The organism is Rhizobium sp. PDO1-076, assembly GCF_000247475.1.
Lineage (GTDB): Bacteria > Pseudomonadota > Alphaproteobacteria > Rhizobiales > Rhizobiaceae > Allorhizobium.
On sequence record NZ_AHZC01000385.1, the window covers coordinates 1 to 12,251 of the forward strand.

12 protein-coding genes are annotated in these 12,251 nt (G+C 62.6%); 11 read left to right on the plus strand and 1 reads right to left on the minus strand.

What is annotated here, in order from left to right; translation table 11 throughout:
* Nucleotides 1-119 precede the first annotated feature (119 nt).
* From PDO_RS18360 to guaA, 10 genes are all read left to right on the plus strand, one after another.
* A complete protein-coding gene (locus PDO_RS18360; protein WP_037074623.1) occupies nucleotides 120-482 on the plus strand; it encodes a septal ring lytic transglycosylase RlpA family protein in 363 nt (120 codons plus the stop codon).
* Between the two features lie 109 nt (nucleotides 483-591).
* Nucleotides 592-1,890, plus strand: a complete 1,299-nt coding sequence (locus PDO_RS18365) for an RsmB/NOP family class I SAM-dependent RNA methyltransferase (RefSeq protein WP_007605478.1) — start codon at nucleotides 592-594, stop codon at nucleotides 1,888-1,890.
* A 118-nt stretch (nucleotides 1,891-2,008) separates the two neighbouring features.
* Nucleotides 2,009-3,289 carry an imelysin family protein gene (locus PDO_RS18370; RefSeq protein ID WP_007605480.1) on the plus strand — a complete coding sequence of 427 codons (1,281 nt, stop codon included), beginning with the start codon at nucleotides 2,009-2,011 and terminating at the stop codon, nucleotides 3,287-3,289.
* 53 nt (nucleotides 3,290-3,342) lie between these two features.
* On the plus strand, nucleotides 3,343-4,887 hold the full coding sequence (locus PDO_RS18375; protein ID WP_052023475.1) for a di-heme oxidoredictase family protein: 1,545 nt from the start codon (nucleotides 3,343-3,345) through the stop codon (nucleotides 4,885-4,887).
* Nucleotides 4,887-6,002 carry an imelysin family protein gene (locus PDO_RS18380; protein ID WP_007605489.1) on the plus strand — a complete coding sequence of 372 codons (1,116 nt, stop codon included), beginning with the start codon at nucleotides 4,887-4,889 and terminating at the stop codon, nucleotides 6,000-6,002. The genes PDO_RS18375 and PDO_RS18380 overlap by 1 nt, the downstream gene beginning before the upstream one ends.
* 1 nt (nucleotide 6,003) lies before the next feature.
* Nucleotides 6,004-7,083 carry a DUF1513 domain-containing protein gene (locus PDO_RS18385; RefSeq protein WP_007605490.1) on the plus strand — a complete coding sequence of 360 codons (1,080 nt, stop codon included), beginning with the start codon at nucleotides 6,004-6,006 and terminating at the stop codon, nucleotides 7,081-7,083.
* Between the two features lie 38 nt (nucleotides 7,084-7,121).
* Nucleotides 7,122-7,574 carry a TspO/MBR family protein gene (locus PDO_RS18390; RefSeq protein WP_007605491.1) on the plus strand — a complete coding sequence of 151 codons (453 nt, stop codon included), beginning with the start codon at nucleotides 7,122-7,124 and terminating at the stop codon, nucleotides 7,572-7,574.
* A gap of 70 nt (nucleotides 7,575-7,644) precedes the next feature.
* Nucleotides 7,645-8,094: a PaaI family thioesterase gene (locus PDO_RS18395; protein ID WP_007605492.1), complete on the plus strand. Its 450-nt coding sequence runs from the start codon at nucleotides 7,645-7,647 to the stop codon at nucleotides 8,092-8,094.
* Nucleotides 8,091-8,729, plus strand: coding sequence for a 5'-methylthioadenosine/S-adenosylhomocysteine nucleosidase (locus PDO_RS18400; RefSeq protein ID WP_007605494.1), 639 nt, complete (start codon nucleotides 8,091-8,093; stop codon nucleotides 8,727-8,729). Before PDO_RS18395 ends, PDO_RS18400 begins: the two co-directional genes overlap by 4 nt.
* A gap of 76 nt (nucleotides 8,730-8,805) precedes the next feature.
* On the plus strand, nucleotides 8,806-10,368 hold the full coding sequence (gene guaA, locus PDO_RS18405) for a glutamine-hydrolyzing GMP synthase (protein WP_007605495.1): 1,563 nt from the start codon (nucleotides 8,806-8,808) through the stop codon (nucleotides 10,366-10,368).
* A 16-nt stretch (nucleotides 10,369-10,384) separates the two neighbouring features.
* Here the strand turns inward: guaA and PDO_RS18410 are convergent, their stop codons facing one another.
* The gene (locus tag PDO_RS18410) at nucleotides 10,385-10,948 is read right to left on the minus strand and encodes a methylated-DNA--[protein]-cysteine S-methyltransferase (RefSeq protein ID WP_007605496.1); all 564 of its coding nucleotides are present in this window, start codon (nucleotides 10,946-10,948) and stop codon (nucleotides 10,385-10,387) included.
* Nucleotides 10,949-11,188: 240 nt separating this feature from the next.
* On the opposite strand from PDO_RS18410, the gene PDO_RS18415 reads away from it, so the two are divergent.
* Entirely contained in the window at nucleotides 11,189-12,250 is a 1,062-nt protein-coding gene (locus PDO_RS18415; protein ID WP_007605497.1) for a succinylglutamate desuccinylase/aspartoacylase family protein, read from the plus strand.
* Nucleotide 12,251: the final 1 nt, after the last annotated feature.

Consider the following 12,251-nt stretch of genomic DNA (forward strand, 5'->3'; position numbering starts at 1 on the left):
GCCCCAGAGATTCAGATTCACCGCGTTTTGGGAAGGCCAAAGAGTCGAGGTCAGCGAGTTGGCGTATTAGCCGTTTCCAAGCAATAATCTGCTCGTGTCAACGACTAGGGAAATGAAACTTGACGAATAACCGGCGTTCTATTTTCACCGTTGCAACTATAGCTGCACTCTGTGCTTTCGCACCGATCAGCGCAGAGGCCGCTTCTTCGTGTGGCGGCGCATCCTGGTATGCCCTGCACTCCAAGACAGCTTCCGGTGAACGTATGAACCCGTCGCAGATGACCGCCGCTCACAAGAGCCTGCGCTTCGGCACCAAGATCAAGGTGACCAATCGCAACAATGGCAAGAGCGTCGTGGTCCGCGTCAACGACCGAGGCCCGTTCATCCGCGGCCGCGTGCTCGACCTGTCGAAGGCCGCCGCCCAGAACATCGGCATGATCCGTTCCGGTCACGCCAAGGTTTGCTACGAAATCATCCGCTGATCCGCGCTTTCTAGACCCGTAACGGCGAAATGCCGGATCGCAGGCCAAAGCGCTTGCTCTTCCTCCGGTTCGCCGTTACCACGCTCTCTTCTTTTAGAGGAGAATGAATATGCGCTTGGGCGGCCGTCTTGCCGGTGCGATCGAAGTTTTGAGCGATATCGAAACCCGTCGCCGTCCTGTTGCCGATGCCCTGAAGGATTGGGGCCTGTCGCATCGTTTCGCCGGTTCCGGTGACCGGGCCGCCATCGGCAACATTGTCTATGACGCCCTGCGCATGAAACTCTCCCATGCCTTCCTGATGGATGACGACAGTGCGCACGCCCTCGGCTGGGCCGTACTGCTGCGCCAGTGGGGCTACACGGCCGAGCAATTGGCGTCCGAATTCGACGGCGACAATTTTGCACCTGCTCCACTCAGTGAATCCCAGGCCCAGGCTTTTGCCAGCCGCAATCTCGCCGACGCTCCGCTGCATGTCCAGGGCGACATTCCCGACTGGGTGGAACCCGCCTTCGCAGCCGCCTTCGGTGAGGACTGGCTGAGCGAAGCCCAGGCGCTTGCCACACGTCCGACACTCGACCTGCGCGTCAATACCTTGAAGGCCCATCGCGACAAGGTGTTGAAGGCGCTGGATCGTGCCGGGGCTGTCGCCTCACCGATCGCGCGCTTCGGCATGCGTGTACCAGCCGGCGAAGGTCCGTCGCGCCTTCCCAATGTCACGGCCGAACTCAGCTTCCAGAAGGGCTGGTTCGAAGTGCAGGATGAAGGATCGCAGATCGTCGCCGACCTGGTCGACGCACGCGAGGGCGATCAGGTCCTCGATTTCTGCGCCGGCGGCGGCGGCAAGACGCTCGCCATGGCGGCCGCGATGAACAACAAGGGTCAGGTGCATGCCTATGACGCCGACCGCAAGCGCCTCGCGCCGATCATCGAGCGGCTGAAGCGCGCCGGCACGCACAATGTGCAGGTTCACGATGCGCTCAAAGGGCTGACCAGCCTCAAGGAGAAATTCGACCGCGTGCTGGTCGATGCGCCCTGCACCGGCACCGGCACCTGGCGCCGGCGCCCGGACACCAAATGGCGCCTGACACAGCGCAATCTCGAGGAACGCGTGACCCAGCAGCAGGAGGCCCTGACCGAAGCCTCTGCCTATGTGAGGCCGGGCGGATCGCTGCTCTACGTCACCTGTTCCGTGCTGCCGGCGGAAAACGATGCGCAGGTTCATGCCTTCTGCGAAACCAATCCTCAATTCGAGATTGTTTCGGCCCTGGAGGACTGGAAGCGCCTTTTCGGCGACAAGGCTCCGAAGCCACGCTCCGCCGATGGCCGCACCATCACGCTGAGCCCCGCAAGCATGGACACCGACGGCTTCTTCTTCTGCAGGATGCGCCGCAAGACCGGCACCGATTGACAGGCGTCAAGTCCAGTCGTCCGGCCTCATAGTCGACTGTTTGACACCAGTTTGATTTTCGGCCAAGACAAGGCGTCCGTTTTATCGAGAGGGCGCCTCGGCGTCGAAGGAGAACCCCATGATCCGGAAATCCATCATCGGCGCGTCTGTCGCGCTTCTGGTCGCTTCCGCCGCCATCTTTACCGGCCCGGCATTCGCCGCGCCGTCATCGGCAGAGGTGCTCACGCACTATACCGTGCTTGCCCATGCCAAGTTCGAGGATGCACTGACCACGGCCAAGGCCCTGGATGCCGCCATCGACGCGCTGATCGCAACCCCGAGCGACGAAACGCTGAAGGCTGCGCGCGCCGCCTGGATCAAGGCCCGCGTGCCGTATCAGCAGACCGAAGTCTATCGTTTCGGCAATGCGATCGTTGACGACTGGGAAGGCAAGGTCAACGCCTGGCCGCTCGATGAAGGCCTGATCGACTATGTCGACGCCGGCTACGGCACGGAAAGCGACGGCAACGCACTCTACGTCGCCAATGTCATCGCCAACCCGAAGATCAAGATCAACGGCGCCGATGTCGATGCGACCACAATTACCCCAGAACTGATTGCCGACACCTTGCACGAAGCCGGCGAAGTCGAGGCCAATGTGGCCAGCGGCTACCACGCCATCGAATTCCTGCTTTGGGGCCAGGACCTGAACGGCACCGGGCCTGGCGCCGGCAACCGCCCGTTTACCGACTTCAATACCAAGGCCTGCACCAACGGCAATTGCGATCGTCGCGCGGCCTATCTGAAATCTGCCTCGACCCTTTTGGTCAATGACCTGCAGGACATGGTCACCGCATGGGCGCCGGACGGCGAAGCGACGAAGTCGGTGCTGGCCGACGAAAAGGCCGGCCTCTCGACCATCCTCACCGGCATGGGCTCACTGTCTTACGGCGAACTGGCCGGCGAGCGCATGAAGCTCGGCGTTCTGCTGCATGACCCGGAAGAAGAGCATGATTGCTTCTCCGACAACACGCATGCCTCGCATCTGAACGATGCCATCGGCATCGCATCGGCCTATACCGGCGAATACACCCGCGTCGACGGCACAAAGCTGACCGGGCCGTCGCTGTCGGAACTGGTGGTTGCCAAGGATGCAGCACTCGATGCCGAAATGAAGGGCAAGCTCGACAAGACGCTTGCTGCGATGAATGCCATGGCAAAGCGCGCCGAAACCGTCGAGGCCTATGACCAGATGATCGGCGAAGGCAATACCGAGGGCAATGCCACCGTGCAGGCCGCCATCGACGGCCTGATCGACCAGACCCAGACCATCCAGCGCGTCATTGCGTCGCTGGATCTGGGTGCGATCGAGCTTGAAGGTTCCGACAGCCTGGATAATCCTAACGCTGTCTTCCAATAAGCACAAAGGCGGGCCGCCCGATGACCATCGGGTGGCCCGATCTTCACATGAGCATGTTTCTTCGGCCCCTGCGGCCGCATCCGTCCGCCTGCACAGGTTTGGCGTTCCTGGTTTTGGCCCTTGGCCTGGCCCTTTCCTCCTCCAGGGCCGACGACCAGCCTAGCCGCCCCGATCTCACGGACAAGGATCGCGCGCGGGTCGCGAAGGTGACAGCGCCGACAACAGCGTTCGATGAGGCTGAAGCCTTCGAAGCCATGGCGGGCGGTGCCGGAACGTCGCGTCATTCGCCCAATGCCGATGCCTTTTCGCAGTTTTCCGAAAACATCACCTTTGCCGAAGAGCAGGATTTCAAGCTCGGCAATGCCCTCTTCCGCAAGCTCTGGGTGTCGTCGCCCTCGTCGACCCAGGCTTCTGACGGCCTTGGCCCGCTGTTCAACGCGCGCGCCTGCCAGAGTTGCCATCTGAAGGACGGGCGGGGTCATCCGCCCGAGGCTGACAGGGATGCCACGTCGATGTTCCTGCGGCTTGCGCGGCCGGCGCGCACGGCCGAGGAGCAGGCGCGGCTCGATGCGCTCGATATCGTCAGCTTCCCCGACCCGGTCTATGGCGCCCAGTTGCAGGATCAGGCCGTGCCCGGCCTTGCCGCCGAAGGCCGCATGGTCATCTCCTACGAAGAGCGGCGGGTGGTGCTAGCGGGCGGGAAGACGGTCTCGCTGCGCAAGCCTCAGTATTCCGTATCCGACCTCGCCTATGGCCCGCTCGACCCGCAAACGACGCTGTCGCCACGCATCGCCAATCCGATGACCGGGCTCGGCCTGATCGAGGCCATCGCGCCACAAGATATTCGCTCGCATGCCGACCCTGACGACAAGGATGCCGATGGGATATCCGGACGCGCGGCACGGGCGCGCGACCATCGCACCGGCGAAATCGTGCTCGGCCGCTTCGGCTGGAAGGCGCAGAACGGTTCTGTGCGTGACCAGAGCGCCAGCGCCTTTGCCGGCGATATCGGTATTTCCACTCCGGACACGGCCAGGCATTGGGGCGATTGCACGACGCTGCAAACCGCATGCACGTCTTTGCCTGCCGGGGCGCAGCCACGGCTGGGCGACACGGAAGCACCGGATCCGGTGCTTGCCCTGGTGACCTTCTACGCCGAAAACCTGGCTCCGCCGATCCGGCGCGATGTCTCAAGCCCGGACGTGCTGCGCGGCAAGCAGCTGTTTTATCAAAGTGGCTGCATTGCCTGCCATACACCCAAATACGTGACGCGGCGCGATGCCGGCAACAAGGCCCAGGCCTTCCAATTGATCTGGCCCTATTCCGATTTCCTGCTGCATGACATGGGCGACGGCCTTGCCGATGGGCAGCGGGTTGGCGATGCCAGCGGACAGGAGTGGCGCACGCCGCCGCTCTGGGGTATCGGTCTGACCCAGACCGTCAGCGGGCATAATTTCTTCCTGCATGACGGAAGGGCGCGAAACCTGACCGAAGCCATCCTCTGGCATGGCGGAGAAGCGCAGAAAGCCCGCGATGCCTTTGCAGCCCAGGCGCCCGATGACCGGAAGGCGCTGATCACATTCCTGGAGTCTCTCTGATGCGTTTTGCCCTGACGAGCCTGGTCCTTGCCCTGTCGATTTCCTCCGGCGCGATGGCACAGGAAAGCAATGCCGGGCCTGCCGTGCTGAATACAGCACTGGTGCCAAGCGTGATGACGCGGGCGGTCGATGATTTCATTCGCCCCGGCTATCACCGGTTCCATGAGACGGCAGGTTCGCTGAGAGCCAGCATGGAAGCAGTGTGCGCCACGCCGTCGGCCGCCACTGTCGATGCTGCCCACGTCGCCTTCAACGACACGATCGATGCCTGGTCGCGGATCGAGATCGTTCGCGTCGGCCCGGTGATCGAGGACAACCGCTTCGAGCGTGTGCTGTTCTTTCCCGACCGCAAGAGCACCGGCCAGAAACAGGTTCATGCAGCGCTCGCCAAACCGGACGACAGCGTCACGCAGATGGCGACGCTGAAAGACAAGAGCGTCGCCATGCAGGGCATCGGTGCGCTGGAATTCGTGCTGTTCGGCACGGGGCATGAAGTGCTGAGCGGCGACCAAGGGGGAGATCATGGTGGCTATCGCTGCCGCTATGGTGCAGCGATAGCCGCCAATCTCGAGCGGCTCGGCGGTGAACTCTCGGCGGCGTGGGATGCGCCCGACGGCGTTCAGGCCGCCTGGGAAAAGCCGGGGCCCGCCAACCCGCTGTTTCGCGACGAAAAAGAAGCCGCCAATGCCCTTCTCGGGATCCTGGTACATGCGGCAGAGACGATCCGCGACCAGCGTCTGGAGAGCTTCTACAAGGGCGACGCAAAAAAAGCCCTGCCGCGCCAGGCGATCTATTGGCGCTCGGGCAATACATTCCGCTCGGTCGCCGGCAATCTCGAAGGTTTACGTGACCTGATGAAGATGTCGGGCATGGTCGACCTGCTTGATGAAAACAGCCGTTCCACCGTCAGTTCCATCGATTTTGTCGCCCGCTCGCTGTTGCGGGTGGTGAACGACATCCAGCCAAATGTCGAAGGGGCGATTGCCGACCCGGCAGAAACGGCCAAGCTCGACTTCCTGCTGCTCAACAGCCGCGACCTGATCCTGCGTCTCAACAATGATCTCGGTGGCGGCATTGGCCTTGCCGCCGGTTTCTCGTTTTCCGACGGGGACTGAGATGATCGGCAGCGGCCTGATCGACCGGCGATCCTTCATCCGGGCAGCGGGGCTCGCCTTTGTGGCCGGCCTTGCGCCGCGCTCCGCCTTTGCGCTGTCGCGGGCGGATGCCGTCTATGCCTCCGGCCTGAAGCGCGCTGACGGCCGCTTTGCCATCGGCCTTGTCAGCGAAACGGGCGAACTGATCGACGAAATTGCACTGCCCGGCCGCGTGCACGGGCTTTGCCACAGCACGGCGACAGGTCTCTCCGTCGCCTTTGCTCGCCGTCCCGGCACCTTCGCCGTCGTCTTCGACAGCCAAAGCCAGATCGAACCCCGGATCATCCACGCGCCGGACGAGCGGCACTATTTCGGCCACGGCGCCTTTTCGCCGGACGGCCGGCTGTTCTATGCCAGCGAAAACGACTTTGCCGCCAATCGGGGCATGATCGGGATCTACGATACGCGGTCAGAGTTTGCCCGTATCGGGGAGATCCCGGCCTATGGCATCGGCACGCATGACATGACGGTGACCGACGACGGCTCGATGCTGGTGATCGCCAATGGGGGTATCGAAACCCATCCTGATTTCGGCCGCACCAAGCTCAATCTCGACCATATGGAACCATCGCTGGTGCTGGTGGATGCGAAAACAGGCGCCCTGATCGAGAAACATACCTTGCCGCCCGACCTCTCCCGACTTTCGACCCGGCATCTGGATATCGCAGCCGACGGCCGTATCTGGTTTGCCTGCCAGTATGAGGGACCACGCACCGACCGGCCGCCGCTGGTCGGCCATTTTGCCAAGGGCGAAGCCCTTTCACTCATCCATCTGCCGGAGGATACGACCGACCGGCTCGGCAACTATGTCGGGGCGATTGCGGTCAACCGGAGTGAAGGCCTTGTCGGCATCGCCTCGCCGAAAAACGGCCTGTGGGCCGTGCTCGACGGAAGCGACGGACGCCTGCTGACGGAAACGATCCTGACCGACGCTGCAGGCATTGCCGCATCTCCCGCAAGCTTTGCCGTTTCCTCCTATCGCGGTGATTTCCTCGGCAGACGCAGCCCGGTTGCCTTCGACCAGCACATTACCCGCCTCTGACGCCTTGAGTTCCGACGCCACTGTTCTAAGTTGAGATCATGCGCATCATCCTGACCTATGGCCTTTTCATCTTCGTCGTCGTCGGTGCCGGGCTTCTCTCCGGCCTCACCAATATGCCCGGCGAGTGGTATCAGACGCTCGAAAAGCCGTTCTTCAATCCGCCGCCCTGGATCTTCGGGCCGGTCTGGACCCTGCTCTATGTGCTGATCGCTATTGCCGGCGCGCGGATCTGGCTGAAGGCACCGCGGTCGGCTGCCATGCAACTGTGGTTCGCCCAGATCGCACTCAACATGCTGTGGTCGCCATCGTTCTTCGGTCTGGAAAATCCGGGCCTGGCGCTGGTGGTGATCGTGATGCTTTTGGCGACGATCGTGGTCTTCATGCGCAAGGCAGAGCCGATCGACAGGCCATCGATGCTGCTTTTCATCCCCTATCTCGCCTGGGTGAGTTTCGCGACGCTTCTCAACGCCAGCATTTTCCTGCTGAACTGAATTTGCCGCGGCAGCGCTTGCCTGTCTCAACCGCGCATGGCAGTTTCGCCGCTGCGAAGGGACAGGCAGCATGACAGACATTGACAGCGATACGGTAGACGCACGAATCCGGGCCAGTTTCGCCCGCCAGGGCGCGATGGAAACGCTCGGCGCCGAACTCACCCGCATCAGCCAGGGCGTGGTGGAGATCGAGCTTGCCTTCGATCCGAAACTGACCCAGCAGCATGGTTTCCTGCATGCCGGCGTGATTTCCGCCGCGCTTGACACCGCCTGCAGCTACGCCGCCTATACGGTGATCGAGCCCGACGCCTCGCTCCTGACCATCGAATTCAAGGTCAACCTGATGTCGCCCGGGCGCGGCGACCGGTTTCTGTTTCGCGGCGAGATCACCAAGCCCGGCTCAAATATCATCGTTGCCGATGGGCGCGGTTATGCGCTGACCGACGGCCCCGCCAAACTGATCGCCTCGATGACCAGCACGATGATGGTCATCCGTGGCCGCGAGGGCATTTCCGGATGAGATACGAACAAAGATCGATTTCCGGAAAATCGGTGCTCTTTGTCATGGCTGCCGACGCCGAGTATGGCGTCTTCCTGCGCACCCGGATCACGCCGCTGATGACCGGCGTCGGTCCTGTCGAGGCGGCCGTGGTGCTGACCCGCGAACTGACCCGTCTCGAGCACGCAGCAGACCTGCCCGACCTCGTCGTATCGCTTGGCTCCGCCGGTTCGGCAAAGCTGACGCAGGCCGAAGTCTATCAGGTGTCCGCTGTCTCCTACCGCGACATGGATGCCTCGGCCTTTGGCTTCGAGAAGGGCAAGACACCGTTTCTCGACCTGCCTGTCTCCGTCGACCTGCCATTGCGCATCCCCGGCATCCCGGCCGCCAGCCTGTCGACCGGCGCCAATGTCGTCTCGGGTGCCGCCTATCAGGCGATCGACGCCGACATGGTCGACATGGAGAGTTTTGCCGTGATGCGCGCCTGCCATGCCTTCAACCTGCCGCTGATCGGCCTGCGCGGCATTTCCGACGGCCGCAACGACGTCAATCACATCGATGATTGGACGCAGTATCTGCATCTGATCGACAAGAAGCTGGCGCTGGCCGTCGATGGCCTGCAGTCGGCGCTGGAAGACGGCGTCTTCTGGTTCTGATAACCCTCATCAAAAATTCAGGCGCAGCCGGCATTCTGCGGTTGAAAGACGGGCCGCTTTTCTTTAAAGGCTCGGCATGACCCAGACAGCACATCCCGACAGCGTTCTCATCATCGATTTCGGCAGCCAGGTGACGCAGCTGATAGCGCGGCGCGTTCGCGAATCCGGCGTCTATTGCGAAATCGTTCCCTTCCAGACTTCGGAAGAAGGCTTCAAGCGGCTGAAGCCGAAAGCGGTCATCCTGTCGGGAAGCCCCGCTTCGACGCTGGACGAGGGCAGCCCGCGCACGCCGGACGTGATCTTTGACAGCGGCGTTCCGGTCTTCGGCATCTGCTACGGCCAGCAGACGATCTGCGCCCAGCTCGGCGGCAAGGTTGAAGGTGGCCATCACCGCGAATTCGGTCGCGCCTTCCTGGAAATCGAAAAGGATTGCGGTCTGTTCGAAGGCCTCTGGTCCGTCGGCTCGCGTCACCAGGTCTGGATGTCGCATGGCGACCGCGTCACCGCGATCCCGCCAGGCTTCGAAGTGGTCGCAACCTCGCCGAACGCGCCGTTTGCCTTCATCGCCAACGAGGCGAAGAAATACTACGCCGTGCAGTTCCACCCGGAAGTCGTGCACACGCCGGATGGCGCCAAGCTGATCCAGAACTTCGTGCACAATGTCGCCGGTCTGAAGGGCGACTGGACGATGCATGCCTACCGCGCCAAGGCGGTGCAGGCGATCCGCGACCAGGTCGGGACCAAGCGCGTCATCTGCGCGCTGTCCGGCGGCGTGGACTCCTCGGTCGCCGCACTTCTGATCCATGAAGCGGTCGGCGACCAGCTGACCTGCATCCTGGTCGACCACGGGTTGATGCGCAAGAACGAGGCAGCCGACGTGGTTGCCATGTTCAAGGAACACTACAACCTGCACCTGATCCATGTGGATGCCGTCGACAAGTTCGTCGGGGAGCTGGAAGGGGTCAGCGACCCGGAAACCAAGCGCAAGATCATCGGCCGCCTGTTCATCGAGACCTTCGAGGACGAAGCCAAGAAGCTCGGCGGCGCCGATTTCCTCGGCCAGGGCACCCTCTATCCCGATGTCATCGAAAGCGTGTCCTTCACCGGCGGCCCGTCGGTGACGATCAAGAGCCACCACAATGTCGGCGGCCTGCCCGATCGCATGAACATGCAGCTCGTCGAACCCTTGCGCGAACTGTTCAAGGACGAGGTCCGCGTGCTCGGCCGCGAACTCGGCCTGCCGGACTCATTCATCGGCCGTCATCCCTTCCCGGGTCCGGGCCTTGCCATCCGCTGCCCGGGCGGCATTACCCGCGAAAAGCTCGACATCCTGCGCGAAGCCGATGCGATCTATCTCGACGAGATCCGCAAGGCCGGTCTCTATGACGCGATCTGGCAGGCGTTTGCCGTGCTGCTGCCGGTCCAAACCGTCGGCGTCATGGGCGACGGCCGCACCTACGAATTCGTCTGCGCGCTGCGCGCCGTGACCTCGGTCGACGGCATGACCGCCGACTTCTATCACTACGACATGGAATTCCTCGGCCGTGCGGCAACCCGCATCATCAACGAGGTCCGTGGCATCAACCGCGTGGTCTACGACGTCACGTCGAAGCCGCCCGGCACGATCGAGTGGGAATGATCGTCACCTCTGCAGCCTAGAAGTTCAATGAAGCTTGCGCCGGCTCCGGTGGTGCAAGCTTCACGCCCTCAATCTCCAGCATCCGGGCTTTCGCCTGCGATCCGCCCGGCGCCGAAAAGCCGCCGAGCTTGCCGCCTGCGGCCAGCACCCGGTGACACGGAATGATCAGCGCCACGGGGTTTCTGGCCATGGCCTGTCCGACATCTCGTGCTGCCTCCGGCCCAAGCCCCAGCGTCCGGGCAAGCGCGCCATAGGTCGTCGTCTGACCCCAGCCGATCTTCCGGGCGGCGGCATAGATGTCGCGCATCAAATCGTCCTGGCTGTCCAGATCGAGCGCCACGCTGGAAAAATCGACCGCGTCTCCGGCAAAATAGCGTTTCACCGCTTCGACCGTCTCGGCAAAAGCACTTGGCGCCTGCGCTCTCGTGGATGCCGGCAGACGCCGCAACAGAAGCCGCTCGGTTCCGGCCGCCTCATCGGTCGGCAACTGGAAGCGGATGATGCCGTCCGCGCTCCACGCGATGCCGCAGAAGCCGCCAGCCGTCTCGAAGATGCAATGGTGGTATCTTGCCTGGCTCATGTCGCCGCTTCCGTTGTCGTCCGGGTCAGGATCCAACGCCTAGTCCGGCAATTCAACCCGATTCTTGCGCCAGCCGCAGCAATCGACATGCAGATCTGCCCAGAACGGGCGGATCCGGCGCCAACTTTCCCTTCACACGACTTGCGCGCGTCGCCGGCTTCATTCGGCCTGACAACGGCTTGCATGGGCAGGGCGGGTTCGCATAAAGCTCGTGGCAGCACAGTTTGCGGAGTGGTCAGCGTGGAAGTATCCGAAATCATCATTGCCGGCGATACGCCGGGTCTCGAATGGCGCCTGCCGGTGCTGCGTTTCGCAGGCAGCAACCCGGATGCGCCAAGCGTCTATATGCAGGCCGCCCTGCATGCCAACGAGCTACCCGGGACGGCCGTGCTGCACTTCCTCTGCCAGACGCTGCGCGAGGCCGAAGCCGAAGGCCGGATCGCCGGCACGATCGTCATTGTCCCGCAGGCCAATCCGATCGGTGCTTCACAATCGCATTTCGGCGAATTGCAGGGCCGTTTCGAACTCGGCACGCGCACCAATTTCAACCGCGACTTCCCGCTGATCTCGCTTAGCGACCGTGACACCTTGATGGAAGACCTGAAGCACTTTCCGGCGACGGAACAGTTGAAGCGGCAGTTGCTGCATATGGCGCTCGGCGCCGATCTGGTGCTCGACCTGCATTGTGACGACGAGTCGCTGCAATATGCCTATATCGACGACGCCTTCTGGCCGGAAGCGAGCGATCTGGCCGCCGCGCTCGACATGGATGCCGTCTTCCTCTCCGATGGCGAAAGTTCGGCCTTCGAAGAAGCCGTCGGTCATGCCTGGAAATATGAAATGCCCGGCGAGAAGCGTAGCGTGTTGCCCGGCAAACTTGCCGTCACCCTCGAATTGCGCGGCCTGCGCGACGTCTATCCCGATATGGCGCGCAAGGACGCGGACGGGATCTGGACATTCCTGGCCGCCCGTGGCGTGGTTGTCGATACAAATGTGTCACTGCCGAGCTTCGTCGGCCCCGCCGTGCCGCTCGACAATATCGAGATGGTGCGAAGCCCTGAAGCCGGAACAGTCCTGTTCCACCGCGACATCGGCGATCCGGTTGTCGAGGGTGATCTGCTGGCGACCATCGTCACGCGCCCAGGCCAGCCCGATGGCAGCGTGGAAATCCGCGCGCCACAGGCCGGCCTGATTGTCACGCGCGTATCCGACCGGTTGGTGCGACGCCGCGCCGACCTGATGAAAATCGCCTGCGACCTGCCGAGCCGCGCATTGCGCAAGGCGGGAGCCCTTGAGGATTGAG

Excerpts from the sequence above, each read along its gene's own strand:
- PDO_RS18365 (WP_007605478.1), top strand. The coding sequence starts at position 592 with ATGCGCTTGGGCGGCCGTCTTGCCGGTGCGATCGAAGTTTTGAGCGAT.
- PDO_RS18370 (WP_007605480.1), top strand. The coding sequence starts at position 2,009 with ATGATCCGGAAATCCATCATCGGCGCGTCTGTCGCGCTTCTGGTCGCT.
- PDO_RS18375 (WP_052023475.1), top strand. The coding sequence starts at position 3,343 with ATGTTTCTTCGGCCCCTGCGGCCGCATCCGTCCGCCTGCACAGGTTTG.
- PDO_RS18380 (WP_007605489.1), top strand. The coding sequence starts at position 4,887 with ATGCGTTTTGCCCTGACGAGCCTGGTCCTTGCCCTGTCGATTTCCTCC.
- PDO_RS18385 (WP_007605490.1), top strand. The coding sequence starts at position 6,004 with ATGATCGGCAGCGGCCTGATCGACCGGCGATCCTTCATCCGGGCAGCG.
- PDO_RS18390 (WP_007605491.1), top strand. The coding sequence starts at position 7,122 with ATGCGCATCATCCTGACCTATGGCCTTTTCATCTTCGTCGTCGTCGGT.
- PDO_RS18395 (WP_007605492.1), top strand. The coding sequence starts at position 7,645 with ATGACAGACATTGACAGCGATACGGTAGACGCACGAATCCGGGCCAGT.
- PDO_RS18400 (WP_007605494.1), top strand. The coding sequence starts at position 8,091 with ATGAGATACGAACAAAGATCGATTTCCGGAAAATCGGTGCTCTTTGTC.
- guaA (WP_007605495.1), top strand. The coding sequence starts at position 8,806 with ATGACCCAGACAGCACATCCCGACAGCGTTCTCATCATCGATTTCGGC.
- PDO_RS18410 (WP_007605496.1), bottom strand. The coding sequence starts at position 10,948 with ATGAGCCAGGCAAGATACCACCATTGCATCTTCGAGACGGCTGGCGGC.